This window comes from Sutcliffiella halmapala (assembly GCF_002019665.1).
In the GTDB taxonomy this organism is placed as follows: Bacteria; Bacillota; Bacilli; order Bacillales; family Bacillaceae_I; genus Sutcliffiella_A; species Sutcliffiella_A halmapala.
Genome location: NZ_KV917375.1, coordinates 4,596,875 through 4,613,414, shown reverse-complemented (window position 1 = coordinate 4,613,414; position 16,540 = coordinate 4,596,875). Strand labels below are relative to the sequence as shown.

At 36.8% G+C, this 16,540-nt stretch carries 22 protein-coding genes; 16 read left to right on the top strand and 6 right to left on the bottom strand.

The annotated features are described in order from the left end of the window. Positions 1-12: 12 nt before the first annotated feature. Positions 13-405, bottom strand: a complete 393-nt coding sequence (locus BK580_RS22660; protein WP_408055268.1) for a DUF3888 domain-containing protein — start codon at positions 403-405, stop codon at positions 13-15. 276 nt (positions 406-681) lie between these two features. Here BK580_RS22660 and BK580_RS22655 point away from each other — a divergent pair, with 276 nt between their 5' ends. Next, positions 682-1,113, top strand: coding sequence for a GNAT family N-acetyltransferase (locus BK580_RS22655; protein ID WP_078382509.1), 432 nt, complete (start codon positions 682-684; stop codon positions 1,111-1,113). A 440-nt stretch (positions 1,114-1,553) separates the two neighbouring features. Further along, entirely contained in the window at positions 1,554-2,186 is a 633-nt protein-coding gene (locus BK580_RS22650) for a DUF998 domain-containing protein (protein ID WP_211279063.1), read from the top strand. Between the two features lie 602 nt (positions 2,187-2,788). Here BK580_RS22650 and BK580_RS24185 read toward each other — a convergent pair. Then, positions 2,789-2,863: a hypothetical protein gene (locus BK580_RS24185; protein WP_408055267.1), complete on the bottom strand. Its 75-nt coding sequence runs from the start codon at positions 2,861-2,863 to the stop codon at positions 2,789-2,791. Between the two features lie 439 nt (positions 2,864-3,302). On the opposite strand from BK580_RS24185, the gene BK580_RS22640 reads away from it, so the two are divergent. From BK580_RS22640 to BK580_RS22585, 12 genes are all read left to right on the top strand, one after another. Beyond that, positions 3,303-3,704 (top strand): DUF3888 domain-containing protein, encoded by a 402-nt coding sequence (locus tag BK580_RS22640; RefSeq protein ID WP_078382508.1) that lies wholly within the window; start codon positions 3,303-3,305, stop codon positions 3,702-3,704. 176 nt (positions 3,705-3,880) lie between these two features. Then, positions 3,881-4,318, top strand: coding sequence for a VOC family protein (locus BK580_RS22635; protein WP_078382507.1), 438 nt, complete (start codon positions 3,881-3,883; stop codon positions 4,316-4,318). A 210-nt stretch (positions 4,319-4,528) separates the two neighbouring features. Next, positions 4,529-4,909, top strand: a complete 381-nt coding sequence (locus BK580_RS22630; protein WP_078382506.1) for a YciI family protein — start codon at positions 4,529-4,531, stop codon at positions 4,907-4,909. Positions 4,910-5,001: 92 nt separating this feature from the next. Continuing rightward, complete coding sequence (locus BK580_RS22625; protein ID WP_078382505.1) at positions 5,002-5,436, top strand: VOC family protein; 435 nt, start codon at positions 5,002-5,004, stop codon at positions 5,434-5,436. A 97-nt stretch (positions 5,437-5,533) separates the two neighbouring features. Continuing rightward, positions 5,534-5,821, top strand: a complete 288-nt coding sequence (locus BK580_RS22620; RefSeq protein WP_078382504.1) for a hypothetical protein — start codon at positions 5,534-5,536, stop codon at positions 5,819-5,821. A gap of 347 nt (positions 5,822-6,168) precedes the next feature. Next, entirely contained in the window at positions 6,169-6,492 is a 324-nt protein-coding gene (locus BK580_RS22615) for an antibiotic biosynthesis monooxygenase family protein (RefSeq protein ID WP_078382503.1), read from the top strand. A gap of 92 nt (positions 6,493-6,584) precedes the next feature. Further along, positions 6,585-7,097 carry a GNAT family N-acetyltransferase gene (locus BK580_RS22610; RefSeq protein WP_078382502.1) on the top strand — a complete coding sequence of 171 codons (513 nt, stop codon included), beginning with the start codon at positions 6,585-6,587 and terminating at the stop codon, positions 7,095-7,097. A gap of 266 nt (positions 7,098-7,363) precedes the next feature. Further along, on the top strand, positions 7,364-7,684 hold the full coding sequence (locus BK580_RS23840; protein ID WP_078382501.1) for an ArsR/SmtB family transcription factor: 321 nt from the start codon (positions 7,364-7,366) through the stop codon (positions 7,682-7,684). Positions 7,685-7,687: 3 nt separating this feature from the next. Continuing rightward, positions 7,688-8,080, top strand: coding sequence for an SRPBCC family protein (locus BK580_RS23835; protein ID WP_078382500.1), 393 nt, complete (start codon positions 7,688-7,690; stop codon positions 8,078-8,080). Between the two features lie 89 nt (positions 8,081-8,169). Beyond that, positions 8,170-8,877: an FAD-dependent oxidoreductase gene (locus BK580_RS22595; protein WP_078382499.1), complete on the top strand. Its 708-nt coding sequence runs from the start codon at positions 8,170-8,172 to the stop codon at positions 8,875-8,877. Positions 8,878-8,952: 75 nt separating this feature from the next. Beyond that, positions 8,953-9,324, top strand: coding sequence for an iron chaperone (locus BK580_RS22590; RefSeq protein WP_078382498.1), 372 nt, complete (start codon positions 8,953-8,955; stop codon positions 9,322-9,324). A gap of 190 nt (positions 9,325-9,514) precedes the next feature. Beyond that, complete coding sequence (locus BK580_RS22585) at positions 9,515-10,228, top strand: class I SAM-dependent methyltransferase (RefSeq protein ID WP_078382497.1); 714 nt, start codon at positions 9,515-9,517, stop codon at positions 10,226-10,228. A 530-nt stretch (positions 10,229-10,758) separates the two neighbouring features. Here BK580_RS22585 and BK580_RS22575 read toward each other — a convergent pair. Continuing rightward, a complete protein-coding gene (locus BK580_RS22575) occupies positions 10,759-11,592 on the bottom strand; it encodes an SDR family NAD(P)-dependent oxidoreductase (protein WP_078382495.1) in 834 nt (277 codons plus the stop codon). Positions 11,593-11,704: 112 nt separating this feature from the next. Between BK580_RS22575 and BK580_RS22570 the strand changes: the two genes are divergently transcribed. Then, positions 11,705-12,673, top strand: coding sequence for a helix-turn-helix transcriptional regulator (locus tag BK580_RS22570; protein WP_078382494.1), 969 nt, complete (start codon positions 11,705-11,707; stop codon positions 12,671-12,673). A 165-nt stretch (positions 12,674-12,838) separates the two neighbouring features. Here BK580_RS22570 and BK580_RS24180 read toward each other — a convergent pair whose 3' ends face one another. Continuing rightward, the gene (locus tag BK580_RS24180; RefSeq protein ID WP_408055251.1) at positions 12,839-13,045 is read right to left on the bottom strand and encodes a spore germination protein; all 207 of its coding nucleotides are present in this window, start codon (positions 13,043-13,045) and stop codon (positions 12,839-12,841) included. Further along, positions 13,032-14,288, bottom strand: coding sequence for a spore germination protein (locus BK580_RS22565; RefSeq protein ID WP_268877443.1), 1,257 nt, complete (start codon positions 14,286-14,288; stop codon positions 13,032-13,034). Before BK580_RS22565 ends, BK580_RS24180 begins: the two co-directional genes overlap by 14 nt. A 99-nt stretch (positions 14,289-14,387) precedes the next feature. Between BK580_RS22565 and BK580_RS23990 the strand changes: the two genes are divergently transcribed. Further along, positions 14,388-14,552, top strand: coding sequence for a DUF2197 domain-containing protein (locus tag BK580_RS23990; protein WP_235864098.1), 165 nt, complete (start codon positions 14,388-14,390; stop codon positions 14,550-14,552). Between the two features lie 909 nt (positions 14,553-15,461). Here the strand turns inward: BK580_RS23990 and BK580_RS22560 are convergent. Further along, positions 15,462-16,532 carry a Ger(x)C family spore germination protein gene (locus BK580_RS22560; RefSeq protein ID WP_268877459.1) on the bottom strand — a complete coding sequence of 357 codons (1,071 nt, stop codon included), beginning with the start codon at positions 16,530-16,532 and terminating at the stop codon, positions 15,462-15,464. Positions 16,533-16,540 lie beyond the last annotated feature (8 nt).

Here is a 16,540-nt window from a genome sequence, read left to right as displayed (position 1 = left end):
TCTTGTTTTTTGTCAGTCAGGAGGGTATTTATATGTCTCTAAGTGAGTATGGTTTATCAACTTAACCTCAGGTCCATAGGAAACTCGGTAGGTCATTCGATCTTTGCCAATAGAAATATTATGTCCACCATCGGTAGGCTCTATATCAAATGTAATATCTAATATAAAACCACGGAAGTGTTGTGCTCTCTTAGTTTGGATAATTTCGATTTTCCATGGAGTAACGTGAGGTCCAAAATCCTTTATTATATTTGGATAATAATAGCTCTGTAAATCCTTTTGAATATAAGGAGCGAGCATGTTCATAAGCATATCCTGTAACCTAAGCTGCTCTGAGTCTTCCGTAGGTTTTGCATAGACATTAACTGGTGAATATAATAACATAATGGACAAAATTACAAACATTAGATTAGTCTTTCTCATAAAAATCTCCTTTCATATTGTAGTATTTCCTAACTAAGCAATTAAACTGTTTATAAAGGTTAGCTTTATGACGGAAAGTAAATGGCTGCTAATATTTAAATATTGGAAAATGATTGTTAATAAAGAAGTCCTTTGTTTTTATCATTATCCGAGAAAGTATAGAGTAAGTTAACAAAAGGATCCGTATTAGAGAAAACTAGATGCCTGTTTTATTAACACTAGTGACCAGGATAAGCTAATTTGGAAGGTGAAAAAGACATGGGAATAAAATTAGTAACTAAAAAGGAACTCCAATGGGTAAATGAACAATATCAAAAAATAGGCTTTGTGCCGAGTAATTTAGAAAATGAAACAATTGCAATAGTTACATATAATAATAAATTTGCAGGCGTAGGAAGAGTTGTTTATCTTAATGAAGAAGAAGCTGAAATTGGCGGTATATATGTATTAGATGAGTTCAGAGGACAATCGCTTGCAAGAGAATTAGTTGATTACTTGGTAAATGAAGCTAAAAAAAGGAATTTAAAAGAAGTTTACTGTCTACCATTTGAAGAATTAAAGCGTTTTTATGGGGAGTTTGGGTTTGAAGAACTTGACCATGATAGGGAACAAATTAACAATCATATTTTAAAGAAGTTTCAATGGTGTTTAGACAACTATGAAAAGAAGGTTTTATTACTTAAATTATAATACTCTTTCTTCAAGTAACAGGTTTTAGTTGAAGATCATACAACAAAAGAGATCAAACTTTATTATAAAGACTGAACTAAATTCTTATAAGGAATAAGCCGTTTTGATCAACCTTTTTTTAAAATGGTTTCAGGTAATTAAAAAGAATATGATAAAGGTTTATCAAAAGTAAGAATGGGGATTGGTATGTCGCGTAGATGCCATTCCTTTTTTGTCTTCTTTCATATGTAAATCGTTTATAAAAATTGCCCATGAACGGTTTGCTTTTCAGATGTAAGTCTTTCATGATACTCAAGGAATATCAATTACATATGTCACTGTGATCACGACCTTTTGATCCTTATAATTAGATATATAATATAAGAAGGGGAATGATGATATTGATAAATGGGGGAAGGGTAGCATCACATTGGCATTCACAAAGGATGACCAAATATTTATTGGGTAGCGGTATAGTTGGTTCTACCATGTTTGTATTCGTTTTTCTACTCGATGGAGCAACTCGTATAGGTTATGCCCCCTTATACCATCCAGTTAGTGCGCTAAGTCTTGGTGACAGAGGGTGGGTCCAAATTACCAACTTTATCATAGCTGGACTTCTGATGGTTGCTTTTGCTGTGGGGCTAAGACGTTCACTATATCCTGGGCATGGTGCGAGGTGGGGGCCTTTATTACTTGGTATATTTGGAGTAAGCTTGGTGTTTTCAGGTATCTTTGTTATGGATCCTATGCAAGGGTACCCACTAGGAGCTCCATCTGGGATCCATACAGTTGGAGTCAGTTGGCATCACCATGCTCATGATGTATTCGGCATATTTGTGTTCACGTCGCTTCCAATTGCATGTTTTGTACTTGCCCGTAGGTTCTCCAAGTCTGCAAGCCGTGGCTGGACTATGTATAGCATGCTCACTGGTATGGTGATGGTGGTTCTGTTAATGTTTTTTGGAACGCTTTGGGAGAATGACCATCATTTTGCTGGCTTAATTCAACGTATGATGCTTGTTGTAGGCTTTACATGGATCACTTTAATGGCAGCGCATCTGTATAAAGAATGCAAGAAGGAGTGTGATTAATCAGCGGTTGAAGCCTGATTATCATTTACTCGATGGCATTGGATCGCATTATGAGTGTCTGGATATATAGATTTGGACGATTAGAGACGTTCCCTTTGCTGGGAGGCACTGATGAACGCCTCTCGGCCTACCTTACAGCTTTTTTTACTCTCGGCTACCCCTTTTAAGCATGTGGAGTATTGTTAAAATCAGGATCGTGATATTTTTCAATACATTAAAAGCAAAGACAAGTACAGCCAGTACGACTGTCCTTCCGCCTATTTGAACCAAGATAAAAAACTGCGTATAACCGCTAATGGCCATGAACAACCCGATCATTATCAAGGCTAGCCCAATATTGTGTAGCCAGCTAGAAATGAATTTTTTCGGACAAGCTTTGACTAGTCTTTGGAAACATTAAGTATAAAACGCCTGCCAGTGTCAAAGACGTCCACCCCAACAGGTTCGTGTGAGCATGTCCTGCTGTGTAGCTATAATCGCTGGCCACAGACATGTAAAAACCAAGCTAGTAATAATCCCAATGCAAAATAGACAACCGATATTTTAATCAATTTCACACCCATACTGACCTTTCAAATCGTTTATGAGAAGTTGATGAAGTGTTAAATTCTTTTCGTATCTGAACGCCATTTCTGAATACTGGACCAGATCTCTGACTTATTTAAGTTTTCCGTTATTGCTCTCCTACATGAAGCAGAATTTGATGTGGTTTTCCCACTGTATTCTCGGAAAAAGTATGAAAGATTTTAGGGTTTTATAATGGATTTCCTCACAGGATACATAAGAATGGTCTACTTTTCTTGTTTTTCCAGCATTCACTTTAGCTGGAGTAGCTTTAGGGCTCGCCCTTCACTCAATCAAAAAAATAAAGAACATGGAAAGAAAATTTGAGGAATTAGAAAATAAAAATAAATAAATCTATGACTTTGTCAATAAAGTGTCCCAGTTAAATTGTTAATCGCCATTTATGAAAAAAATGATCAGGTAAGACCCAATCCCATTTTAGGATTTGGTCTATTTTTATTAAAATGAATCTATGAGAATGTTTGTATTTAATTCACATCAATCATTTTTACATTGGGAAAGATAAGAAAAAGTATATTAGCGAGGTTCTTTATGAAAAAAAGCCTTTTAATATGGATTGCCTGCCTAACTATTTTCTCTTGTTCCCCTGTCCAAGCCGAAAACGTAACTAAAAATGATATACAGCTGCGTGATGATGTTATCCTTAATTTGCTTTTTCCATCCATCGACAGAGCGCTTGAAAAACATTTCGGCAAATTGAAGCAGTTTTATTGCCCACAGATTCTCCAAATCAAAGAGAAGGTAGAACACGAAACCTACCGCTACTTTAATATAACTGTTCAGCTAACAACATTTGAAGGTGCTCATGATTTCCCATTTGATTTAGTTACTATCACTTTTAGTAATAAAAATAGTTTGGAGTTTCGGGCTATTGATGTTAAAAGTAGAAGGTTAAATTCAAACGAAATTACTGAATGCAGACATCCTTATTAATAGGATGTCTTTTTGCTCTTGTTGTCCGTTCCATAACAAATGGGGGCTAAAGGTAAAAAGGTTAGAAAAGCATAAGAAAGCCAGTTTGTTGAAACAAGAGGAAAATAATGAAGTCATCGCGAAGAAATCTTTAGGAGACATATGTGATGAACTAAGGAATATAGGAGGTATGAGATATGAAGATCCATAGAATAGATCATGTGGGGATAGTCGTCCATGATCTTCCTGCCGCGAAAGCATTTTTTCTTGAATTTGGCCTTGAAATGATAGGAGAAGGAGAAGTGGAAGGAGAATGGGTGGAGCGGATAATAGGGCCTAAAGAGGTTAAAGGGGAAGTTGTCATGTTGCGAACGCAAGACGGTGAAGCGAACATAGAATTAGTGAAATTTCACACGCCATCAGATGAAAATGGCATACAGCGTCCTCTTGCAAATACTCTGGGTATCCGGCATATCGCATTTGCTGTTGAAGATATGGAAGCCCTTGTTACCAAATTGAAAAAGAATGGCGCAGAACTTATTGGTGAGATACAAAATTACGAAAACGCTTATAAATTATGCTACTGTCGTGGACCAGAGGGAATTATTTTAGAGTTGGCAGAGCGAATCAAATAAATTAAGAGTTAGTCATCGTACATAGAAAACTTCAGACATGAATGGATCTGCGGCTATTGAATCCGGCAGGTTTATGGAAGAAGGTATTAGAAGGAATATCCTTTGATTGATAGAATATTTAAAAGGATAGATTTTGAAAATCCCAATTCGTTGTATTGATAAATGGGTCAATTAGAGCATGTGCCTCTAAATAAGAAGGAGGATATTTTTATGCTGTTTATGCTGATTGTCAAAGCCTCGAAGAATTCGGAAGCAGGGTCGCTCCCGAGCTCTGAGCTCATGGAAGCCATGACGAAGTACAATGAGGAATTAGTGAAGGCAGGTGTGAGGGTTATGGCTAAAGGACTTCATCCAAGTTCAAGTGGGATTCGTCTTTCGTATCCAAAGCCAGGGGAAAAGCCAGTGGTTACTGATGGCCCATTTACAGACTCGAAAGAATTGATTGCTGGCTTCATTCTGATTGATGTGAAGTCGAAGGAAGAAGCCATCGAATGGGCAATGCGGATGCCGGACCCGCAAGGACATGGGGAAGGTCAGATTGAATTGCGTCAAGTATTTGAGGCGCCGGAACCAACTAATAAACAGTCATGACATTATTTTAATCAAATTAACTAATAATCATAAAAGAATTCTGGAAAAGAAGTAAGGGATATCTTTTAGCTAATAAAAGGAGTGTGTTTATAATGGTAGGAGTAGAAATTGATTTAGTTGTGACAGATAGTTTAAAAGCATTGGAATTATACGAAAACATATTTGAAATCGAACGTGTTGAGGTTTCAGATTTACCTAAAGGTACAAATGAAGCGGTTTTTACTCTTTACGGCGTACGCTTTCACATGTTGGATGAAAATCCAGAATTTCAATTAATAGCACCTACCCAAGATGACCCTAAAACAATTTGGTTTAATGTCTCTGTTCTTGATATCAAAGAAACATATACAAAGGCAATGAGCTTGGGCTGTACGGAGATACAACCGGTTACGGAGCTACCTGATTACGGAGTGTCCAATGCAATATTTATGGACTCTTTTGGCTATGTATGGATGCTTCATCAAATCCATAAAGTAGTGAGTCATGAAGAACGTATACGACTTTGGGAGGAAAAAAGGAATAATTAAAATTGGATGTAGTGGAACAAGGAGTTGTCGATATGACAGCTCCTATTATGGTAAAGAGCAGAAGAATTTAAGAGGATTATTGTAATAGATCGCTAACGTGGCAAGGAATGGGGAATGTGACTTTGTCTTACATAATCGAAGTAATGAAGCAGTGACATTTGAATTAGAGTTTTTAGATTCCTTTTTCATGGAAGATGAAGTACGAATGCAGTCTCTCATGAATTTGGCTGGTCCATTTAGTATTACGATAGAAGCTAATCGCAAAAAGTCAATTCATTTGAAGGAATTACTAGATTTATCAGATGTGCCAAAACATATTTCAGGAGGTTCATCGTTTAATATTTATTTTAAGTTAACGGACGGGAATATTACACGCATTTTATAGTAGGTGGTTCGCTATACTTAAATAGAAAAGTTACACGCCTAATAGAAATTCCAAGGGAGGGTATTGTGAATTTCAGGAAAATTTACTACACAATGTTTAGTATCCTATTGTTTTTTGTAATTTGTATCATCTTTTTTTCGTTCTTTGTAAAAAATGAGCTTCTTAGGGATTTTTCTATCTTTGGATTGGTTTACCCTATTATTTGTCTTATCTATTACTTCAATAAACAAAGAAAAACGTCTTAGTCTTTGTACTAACCACCAATAGCCTAGGGTCCTATAATTTTTAACAAAAAATAATATAATGAATATAAAAAATACCAAACTGTATCCGGAGCTGATAAGATAATGTTTGCTAATACACCTGAACCACCTTACTATGCGGTTATTTTTACTTCTCAAAGAAAAGAAGATGATGATGAAGGGTATGGAAGGACTGCGAATTTAATGGTTGAAATGGCTTCTAAGCAAGTTGGCTTTTTAGGCGTAGAGAGCTCAAGAGATAAAGATGGATTAGGTATTACTGTTTCTTATTGGGATTCTTTAGATGCTATAAAAAACTGGAAAGAGAATAATTCACATAAAAAAGTTCAGGAAAAGGGTAAAAATGATTGGTATTCTGGCTATAAAACACGCATTTGTAAAGTTGAAAGAGACTATATGAGTATTTAAATTAAATTTCATTTGTTCTTATTTTTTAACTTTACATTTTTTAATAATTCAGTTGAAGTCGTTATTAAAATGCAAAAGGGGGGGACTTTTAAATGAAAGTAATAGAAACGAATAGATTAATTCTTCGTTGGCTATCCATTGATGATGCACCTTTTATTCGCAACCTGTTGAACGAACCTTCTTGGTTACGATTCATAGGTGATAAAGGTGTGAAAACGTTAGAAGATGCTAAAAACTATATTTTAACAGGACCCATGGACATGTACTCTCGATTGGGCTTTGGTTTGTACTTGATAGAATTAAAGGATGAAGGGATTCCGATTGGAATGTGCGGATTAATAAAACGAGATTCTTTAGAAGATGTCGATTTAGGCTTTGCTTTATGCTCCTCCTTCCAATCGAAAGGTTATGCCTATGAGGCAGCCTCTGCGACGATGACGTATGGAATCGAGCAGATAGGTCTTAAACGGATCGTGGCGATAACATCTATGGACAATCATGATTCATCCAAGCTTCTTGAAAAGATCGGAATGAAATGGGAAGGAAACATTCTACCTCCTAATAATCTTAAAGAGCTAAAATTATATGCTTATGAGTGCGAATAAATGGATCATTTAAATTTGATATTACTTTGACTAACTGATGATTCTCCTAATAAAAATTAAAAGCTGCTTATAGTTTTAACTAGTGTATTGACCCAATGTGGGTTCATGCACTTTTTTTGTTGGAATTATATTTCTATAAAAAACGAATTTTTTAGTAACAGTAGATATACTAATACCATCATGTTGAAAATAAATTGACTAGACACTAAATGGTGTCGTATAATCAGGACACTAATAGGTGTCGTATTTGTAAGGGGGGAGGATCATTGAACAATACTATCCAAGAGCGCGATGTTTATGTAGCGATAGCTGATCCAACGAGAAGAAAGTTGATACGTCTGTTGGCAGATGCTGAAGAGCTGCCACTATACGAATTAACCTCCCAATTTCAAATGGGGCGTACTGCAGTTTCTAAGCATTTGGCTATTCTTAAAGATGCTGATTTAGTTACTAATCGCAAAATAGGCAGAGAAACAAGGTATCGGCTAAATCCAGCGCCCTTACAGGAAGTGAAGGACTGGTTATCTTTTTATGAGCAGTTTTGGAACGAAAGAGCAATGTTATTAAAGAATTTATTGGAGGAATAGATAATGACTGATTTATTATTAGATTTTCAATTTAAAAGTCCCATCAATAAGGTATGGGATGCCTTAACCCATTCGGATACGCTTGCACAATGGGTAATGGAAAACAACTTCAAACCGATTGTAGGATACAAATGTCAGTTTCGAAATACGCAAATAGGTTTAGTTGTAGATAGTGAAGTATTGGTAGTGGACAAGCCTCATAAGCTATCTTATACATGGGTAGGTGGTCCAATCGACACGGTCGTCACATGGACATTAAAGCAGGAGGGTGAAACAACCCACCTACACCTTGAACAATCAGGCTTCGAAACAGAAAATCAACAAGCATTCATGGGTGCGAAATACGGTTGGACAAGTATGGTCGACCAACTCCAAAAAGTCGTAGGAAACGTGTAAGACTGTTCCTTTAAATCTGCTTTTGTAGAAGGGTCTGTATAGAACGGAGCCGTTTAAAGAATAGCCAATATAAAAAAGGAGTCAATGAAATGAGTTTTCTTAAAGATGCATTATCCATATTCAAAAAGAGTGAGTTGCTATTTTTAGAAAGATACAAAGAATCAGATGAGGTTTATACTTTTGTATTTGAAAAACCAAAAGATTTAACCTGGAAAGCAGGGCAACATGGTTTATTTACCATTACGCACAAGAAGATAAAAGACTCTATCCGGCCATTTACTGTGGCATCTGCTCCCACAGAGAATAATCTTAAAATCACCATGCGTATTAGTGATGCCCCAAGTGAATTCAAGAAAGCGATGTTAGAATTAGAAAAGGGAATGAAGGTTAGTATGAGCGGGCCAGTAGGTTCCTTTTATCTAAAAGATAACAGTCCTACACTTCTAATTGCAGGTGGAATTGGAATTACACCATTTCGTGCGATGGTAAAGCAATTAGAGGCAGAAGGGAATGGAGCCGAGAAACAAATACAGCTACTATATATGGATAGCAAAAAATCATACGTATATAAAGATGAATTTGATGAAATTGCTAATAACATGTCCATAAGGGTAACTTACCTTGATTCAAGAGATGACTTACATCACGAAATAGATAAATTCCACACATCCTTTAAGAATAATGGTAAATACTTTATTGCAGGATCGAAGTCAATGGTCGACTCCATTACTACTCATTTAAAAAATAATAATATATCAAAAGGTAATATCAAAAAGGATACCTTTAGAGGATATTAGTTTAGAAGGAAGGTGCCTGACCCCTTGGTTAGGACCTCTCTGAACAACAAAATTTATATTTTAGGAGGTAATAAAATGGAAGTTTTTGCTGAATATTTAGAGGGTATTGAAAACCCACAACATCGGGCTAGAATGGAAGAAATTTTTAATTGGGTAACGCAGAAGTTTCCAAATTTAAAGCCGAAAATTGCGTGGAATCAGCCCATGTTTACCGATCACGATACATTTATTATAGGCTTTAGTGTAGCGAAAAAACATATGTCTGTTTCACCTGAACAGGCAGGGATGAATTATTTTTCTGCTGAAATTGAGCAGGCTGGCCATGATCATACAAAAGAGATAATACGTTTCAAGTGGGATAGTCCAGTTGATTTCTCTTTACTCGAGAAAATGATTGAGTTCAATATTATGGATAAGGCAGACTGTACTACCTTTTGGCGAAAATAGAGGCATTCTAGAAGAGTACAAGGTGTAAGGCTTGAAGGTATTAAATTACAATAGAGTCGTAAAAAAAATAATATAGTTGTTTAAAAAGATAGTATGAATTCAAGTTTTCATGCTATCTTTTTTATTATCAAGTATAATAAGAATATTTAGAAATGTGCGTTCAACTAATTGGTAATAAAGGAGTAAAGAGATGATAGAATTTATATATGACCAACTAAATACATGGGGAAAAGACGATGACTTTTTTATGGAGCTGCTAAAGTCTACAAAAGCAAAAAGAGTTGCTGATTTAGGATGTGGGACAGGTAGAGTTACAGTTGAAATGGCAAAATTGGGTTATGAAGTAACGGGGATTGATCCAAATGACAAAGCAATTGAACTTGCTAAACAGAAAGAGCATGCGCATGATGTTCGATGGCTGGTTGGTGATAGCAGTCAGCTAGAAACGGCTCGTTTTGATGTTGTTATTATGACGGCGAATGTGGCACAAGTATTTACGACAGATTCGGGTTGGATGCATACATTACGTGATATTTATCGTGCACTGAAGCCAGGTGGACAGTTAATTTTTGATACACGCAATCCGAATGCGAAAGCATGGGAAGAATGGGCAAAGGATGATACGATCGATCAGCACCATGATGTAAATAGCGGTGATTTATTGTCTCTTTGGGATGAATATGAGGGATTAAAGGGCTCCATATTCACATTTTACGAGTATGTGAAAAATGAAAGAACGAAAGAAACCTTTGTAGATAAAGTTCAGCTTAATTTCCGCAGCTATGAGGAATTACTAGAATCTCAAAAAGAAGTCGGGTTTTCAGAAGTGAAAGCCTATGAAGATTGGCAATTTAAAGATGCTACGCCTGAAGCCAAGTCCTTTATTTTTCATAGTATTAAGTAGTTATTGAACTTAGAGATGAACTCTCTAAAAAACGTACAGTGGTGATTAAATGAGGAAATTCCAGTCAAATTTTATATTTATTATTTCGTATTATACCTTTTTTGTAGTAAGCACGATCATTACTTTATTTATTGTATATAGAGATATTGAGAATACCTATTCTTTTATATTTGTCATTGGTTATGCTATTTTTCTAGTTTTATCTCTTTTCTACTTTATCATCGCAACGATAATCAATATGAAAAAAATAAAATGGATTGATTTAAGAAAACGAATGTTCAGATTTATAACTTCTTTTGTTTTACTTAGTGGGACAAGTATCATTATTTACACTTTGTTTAAACCCGCAGAAATAGATTACTATAGAACTTTTTCTATTGCTTTAGGTTTATCTTTGGGGATGAATTTCTTTGATTTAGCTTTCTCCGGCAAGAGAAGTGTAGATTAAAGCAGTAGGGACGGTTCTTTTGCTTCTTCAAGAACCGTCCCTGTACTTCCGAAAAAATGCTATCTGTTACAACTTCAAAAAACTATAACGAAAATGGTGGAATATATCGGTTGTCAATATCGGTAAATTGATATTCTTTTGCTACATCACCAACCTTTAACACTTGTCCAGTTTTCTTCATAATGTCTGGATCACTTGCCAATGCCTGTATCCCTCGCCCAATATAGTATGGGGTTTCTGTTCTTTTTAAATCATCGGACTCCTGCCAATTAGCTTCTTTTACTTGAAAATGCTCTAATACAAGCTCGGTTCTCATAAATCCGGGAGATACGGCGAGAACCGCAATATTGTCCTGTTTTAACTCAATGGATAGCCCATAAGCCATACGAACGAGAGCGTTCTTTGCTAAATCGTAATAAAACTGTCCGGTATACTTGTTATCGTCCCAAAAGGTTGTATGAATGATGATAGCCTGTTTATTCTCTCGAAGTAACGGAATAGCGAAGTGATTTGTTGCCAACTGAGCACGAACACCGGCGGTAAACATCGTATCCCAATTCTTCAAGGATAATTCCCAGAATGGCTTCCCTTCCACACCAAGGTCATGTGCTCCCCACACATTATTAATCAAAATATCTAATTTTCCCTGTTCCGTGCTAATTTGATCAATAACCGCTTCTGTTTCTGCGTCGTTCGTATGATCACAACGAATCGCAATAGCTTTTCCACCAGCAGCTTCAATTTGAGCAACCGTATCATCAATGGTCCCTGGCCAATTATTAGTAGAACTCCCTTGCGTGCTACGTCCAGTGATATAAACGGTGGCACCAGCTTTCCCTAATTCTACGGCAATCCCGCGCCCAGCCCCTCTACTTCCTCCTGTTACAAGTGCAATCTTTCCTATTAGTGGTTTCATGTCTTCCATCCCTTTCCTATGCATGATAATTTCATTATATAGGTCAATTCTTGACAACTAATGTCATATTTAATTAAATAAAAAGAGCAAATTTAGAAAAAGGGTGAGTGGGATGAGAGGGGATCGTTTATTATCTATTCTTTTATTATTACAGGCACAAGGGCAAATGACAGCAAAAGAATTGTCGGAGAGGCTTGAAGTATCCGAACGGACTATTTATAGAGATATGGAGGCACTCAGTGGAACTGGTATACCGGTTTATGCTGAGCGTGGAAAAAACGGTGGGTGGTCACTATTAGAAGGCTATCAGACAGACTTAACAGGTTTGAAGGAAGCGGAAATACGTGCGTTGTTTGTGTCGCCTTCCAATCAATTGCTGGACGATTTAGGGATGAGCCGTATATCGGAAGAAGCTAGAAGTAAGCTGATTACCTCTCTGCCGACCATCTATCGAGAACATGCAAAAGATGTATGGAATCGTATTTATATAGATACAAGTTCATGGAGAAAGCAAAAAGAAAAAATAGTGACCTTCGAAGTTCTTAAGCAGGCAATATGGCAAGCCAATAAATTAAAAATGGTCTATCAACGGGCAGACGGAAAAACGGATGAACGCATAGTCGATCCTCTGGGTCTGGTGGCGAAAGGGAGTCTCTGGTATTTTATTGCAGCCAAAGAAAATGGAGAAATACGAAGTTTTCGGGCTTCAAGAATTCATGATGCTACACCTATAGATGAAACCTTTGAAAGACCAGATAACTTTGACCTTGCACAATACTGGAGCTCCTCGACCAAAGCCTTTTTAGAAAAATTGCCGACTTATGAAGTAGGCGTAGAAGTAACAGAGACGATCTTACCAAGGTTAACCTTTACAAACCGATTTGTCCGTATCATTGAAATGGAAAATAGGACTAGGGATGGCTGGATTCCTGTTAAGCTTTCTTTTGATACAGAAGAGGAAGCATGGGGTTACATACTAGGATTCGCCGACCAAATAAGGGTAAAGGAACCAAAAGAACTAAGTGAAAAAATTCATGAAATGGCAGAAGCAACAGTGGCCTTTTACAGAAAAGAAAAATAATGCTTTCTACTTGGCGATGAGAAACATTTTTATGATTTGTTCGTAGCTATTTAGATTCATAGGGACAGTATCTCCAGGTTCAAAAAGCCTGTTAGTCTCGTTTTAATTCTAACAGGATCGTCAGAAGAAGGGTATTAGGAAGCAGTGAGAAACGTCTCCACTGCTTCAATTATCTTCATTATAAGAATGTTTACTTTTAGTAAGCTTCTGTAGATCTTCTCTATAAAATGTATCTTTTAATTCCTGTATTTTAAATGGGATTAAAGGTGAAAGATAAGGAACACCTACTGATTTTAGACTTATCAAATAAATCATGAGAATGGTTGTAGAAATAATTAATCCGTTAAATCCCCAAAAATTAGCGATAAACAAAAAAAAGTATTCTTAAAGTGGCATCAGCTCCCACTAGCCCTCTGTTAGCTCCTACGAAACTGGAAAGAGCTGTTATCCCTATAACGATTAGACTTACTGGATGGATTAATTTTGCAGTAACGGCTGTTTCGCCGATTACGATTGTTCCAATTAATGAGACCAATATTACCGCACTTTTAGGAAGAAGAAAGGAAACATCTACTAACATTTTTATCAAAATTAAAAGGATAAAAACTTCCCAAAAGGTTGGCAATAGCTCATCCTTAGAAATGATTGCTTCCGAAATTTTGTTCGGCAAATCATCTTTATGAAAATTTGCTACCGCAATATATATCGCAGGTAAATATACTCCTACTAGAAAAGCGAACAATCGCAATACTCGGTTAGTAAACTTGCCCCTTAAAATGTGATAGTCATCAGGTGCTTGAATAAAATCAATAAATAAAGCAGGGGTTATGATGGCGAAGGGGTACCCATCTACAAGAACTATGACTCTTCCTTCAAATAGGGAAGATACAATCCCATCAATTCGTTCGGAATGTCTTACTCGAGGAAAAAAAGACCTTGGTTTTCCTTCAATCACATCCTCTAATACTCTTTCACTAAGGACATACTTTAGGGTAAGACTTTTCAGCCTCTTTTTAACTTCTTTTAATATTCCTTTATCAACAATACCTTCTATATGTAATATAGAAACAGATGTCGGTGAAATGGAACCGAATTCTACTGTTTCTACACAAAAATCGGGAGTTTTTAATGAACTTCTTATCAAATTAATATTGGTTTTCATTTTTTCTGTTAATCCGATTTGTGGACCTCTTGCGGAACGTTCTCCTATTGAAGCTTCGATGTTTCTTTCCGCCCACTTAGGAGATGGGATAATGATTCCTTTTTGATACTCGTTAATCAGCAGAACGGTACTTCCTTTTACGATCGCATCGGTTAATTCATTGTACTGGGTAGTGGTTTTCACATCTGCTGATTCAATAACTCTCTCCATTATTTGATCGATTAGTGATTCCTTAGAACCTACAGTTTTGAATGGTTCTAATAAAGGCTTCACCACATGTTCCTGAATAAGATCTAAATCAATAATTCCGTCCAGATAGACAATAGCTATTTCAACAGAACCTTTGAAGCCTACCTTTATATTTCTTACGATAAGGTCAGATGTATCGTGAAAAGTTTTCTGTATATGGATGATATTTTCTTTAAGGCATTTATGTATTTCAAAGTTAGACATCCTGCTTCCTCCCTATAAACTAGTATAAGGAAATGTCAAAATACTATACTTAATATAGGTCAATTCGAAATTAATGTATCGTCTCAGGAGGGGTGTACCATGTTTTACTACGAGGTACTCTGTTTTAGTTGTAAAAAAGTATTTCGAGTATACGAAGGAACCTTGAAATATAAGCAATTCAAGGAAAATAGGGAAAGTAAATATTGTTGTGAAGAATGTAGTCATCAAATACGTCTTGAAGCGATAAAGAATTTTTTTAGGTAGTGTTCTAGAACGCGTCATTCGTTGGTAACCGTCGGCTATGCGTGGGTAAAACTCGTTATTCGTTGGTAACCGTCGGCTATGCGTGGGTAAAAGTCGTTATTCGTTGGTAACTGTCGGCTATGCGTGGGTAAAAGTCGTTATTCGTTGGTAACCGATCGTTATGCGTGGGTAAAAGTCGTTATTCGTTGGTAACTGTCGGCTATGCGTGGGTAAAAGTCGTTATTCGTTGGTAACCGATCGTTATGCGTGGGTAAAGCCCGTTATTCGTTGGTAACCGATCGCTATGCGTGGGTAAAAGTCGTTATTCGTTGGTAACCGATCGTTATGCGTGGGTAAAGCCCGTTATTCGTTGGTAACCGATCGTTATGCGTGGGTAAAGCCCGTTATTCGTTGGTAACCGATCGCTATGCGTGGGTAAAAGTCGTTATTCGTTGGTAACCGTCGGCTATGCGTGGGTAAAAGTCGTTATTCGTTGGTAACCGATCGCTATGCGTGGGTAAAGCCCGTTATTCGTTGGTAACCGATCGCTATGCGTGGGTAAAAGTCGTTATTCGTTGGTAACCGATCGTTATGCGTGGGTAAAGCCCGTTATTCGTTGGTAACCGATCGTTATGCGTGGGTAAAGCCCGTTATTCGTTGGTAACCGATCGCTATGCGTGGGTAAAAGTCGTTATTCGTTGGTAACCGTCGGCTATGCGTGGGTAAAACTCGTTATTCGTTGGTAACCGTCGGCTATGCGTGGGTAAAACTCGTTATTCGTTGGTAACCGATCGCTATGCGTGGGTAAAGCCCACTATTCGTTGGTAACCGCCAGCTATCCATGGGTAAAGCCCGCCATTCGTTGGTAAATTCCCACTATCCATAGGGTAAAGCCCTGAAGCAGTAGAATCCCCGTCCCCACCGCTTCCTTCATCCCACAATACTTGCTTCTTTTATCCGACAATCCACTTTCACTTTAAACTCTAGGTTAGAATAAAAACTATTTAAATCCCTATGTTGAAAATTCTTTGAGTTGAATTTAAGGCCAAGCCCTATCGGATCGAGTTTTGTTTTCTGTATTTTTTCTAGAAGAGAATCAACCTCACCTTTTGTTTTCTTCTCCGCTTCATCCTGTATTTTTTTAATTTGGTCGTTTGAAAGGTTTAGATGATTGTCCAATTTTTCTTCTATAGTGGCATCCAATTTAATATGGAAAAGGACGGAAAATATGTCGTTTTTCGTTTCTTTAATTTTGTAGCGGGTATTTCCCTTTGAAACATTAATGGTGTAAGCACCATCCTCAGTATGAATCATTGTACTTCCATTCTCAATCCCTACAGTCAAGAGATTAAATAGCTCGGTTTCTTTTGGAGTAAGCTTAGCTTCCATTCCCTTTTTGCCAAATAGGGCAATGGTATCAACTTGGATTTTTTCGTTTTGAAATTTAATGATAGGCATCGCAATATTAAGTCCCGTTTCAGTTTCTCTCCGATAGGCATCAAATAATGTTAATGTATGGGCATAAGGTGTGTCCGTACTGCTTTGGTCAAACATGGAAAATAAATAACTACCTGCTACTTGTTCCACTTTGGGTTTAAATTCCAGTACTTCAAATGCAGTAGGAACTGCTACTCCTAAATAGGTGGTTCTTTGGATATCGGCTTTTCTAACGAAGTAATCTAGTAAAGGACGAATATCATCTGTAGCCACTTTTTCTCCAAGGAGAATGGTTTTTGTGTGTCCGTAGAATAGTTCCTTATCTGTCATGGATTTCATATTTTTTAAAGCTTCTGTTATAGAATCGGCATCAAAAGATAGTAAAGTAAACTCGGATCCAGTTGTCGCTGGATCGCCCTTTGAAATTGAAATTTTGAGTGTCACTTTATATTTCTTTTCCATGTTGTCAGAATGGTCAATGCCGATTGCTGTAACAAAAGCACGTTTATCAATATCCATAAAAGAGCATCCATTAAGTAAAAAAGGAACGAATAGTAAAAACAAAAAAACAA

Excerpts from the sequence above, each read along its gene's own strand:
- BK580_RS22660 (WP_408055268.1), bottom strand. The coding sequence starts at position 405 with ATGTTTGTAATTTTGTCCATTATGTTATTATATTCACCAGTTAATGTC.
- BK580_RS22655 (WP_078382509.1), top strand. The coding sequence starts at position 682 with ATGGGAATAAAATTAGTAACTAAAAAGGAACTCCAATGGGTAAATGAA.
- BK580_RS22640 (WP_078382508.1), top strand. The coding sequence starts at position 3,303 with ATGAAAAAAAGCCTTTTAATATGGATTGCCTGCCTAACTATTTTCTCT.
- BK580_RS22635 (WP_078382507.1), top strand. The coding sequence starts at position 3,881 with ATGAAGATCCATAGAATAGATCATGTGGGGATAGTCGTCCATGATCTT.
- BK580_RS22630 (WP_078382506.1), top strand. The coding sequence starts at position 4,529 with ATGCTGTTTATGCTGATTGTCAAAGCCTCGAAGAATTCGGAAGCAGGG.
- BK580_RS22625 (WP_078382505.1), top strand. The coding sequence starts at position 5,002 with ATGGTAGGAGTAGAAATTGATTTAGTTGTGACAGATAGTTTAAAAGCA.
- BK580_RS22615 (WP_078382503.1), top strand. The coding sequence starts at position 6,169 with ATGTTTGCTAATACACCTGAACCACCTTACTATGCGGTTATTTTTACT.
- BK580_RS22610 (WP_078382502.1), top strand. The coding sequence starts at position 6,585 with ATGAAAGTAATAGAAACGAATAGATTAATTCTTCGTTGGCTATCCATT.
- BK580_RS23835 (WP_078382500.1), top strand. The coding sequence starts at position 7,688 with ATGACTGATTTATTATTAGATTTTCAATTTAAAAGTCCCATCAATAAG.
- BK580_RS22595 (WP_078382499.1), top strand. The coding sequence starts at position 8,170 with ATGAGTTTTCTTAAAGATGCATTATCCATATTCAAAAAGAGTGAGTTG.
- BK580_RS22590 (WP_078382498.1), top strand. The coding sequence starts at position 8,953 with ATGGAAGTTTTTGCTGAATATTTAGAGGGTATTGAAAACCCACAACAT.
- BK580_RS22585 (WP_078382497.1), top strand. The coding sequence starts at position 9,515 with ATGATAGAATTTATATATGACCAACTAAATACATGGGGAAAAGACGAT.
- BK580_RS22575 (WP_078382495.1), bottom strand. The coding sequence starts at position 11,592 with ATGAAACCACTAATAGGAAAGATTGCACTTGTAACAGGAGGAAGTAGA.
- BK580_RS22570 (WP_078382494.1), top strand. The coding sequence starts at position 11,705 with ATGAGAGGGGATCGTTTATTATCTATTCTTTTATTATTACAGGCACAA.
- BK580_RS22565 (WP_268877443.1), bottom strand. The coding sequence starts at position 14,288 with ATGTCTAACTTTGAAATACATAAATGCCTTAAAGAAAATATCATCCAT.
- BK580_RS23990 (WP_235864098.1), top strand. The coding sequence starts at position 14,388 with ATGTTTTACTACGAGGTACTCTGTTTTAGTTGTAAAAAAGTATTTCGA.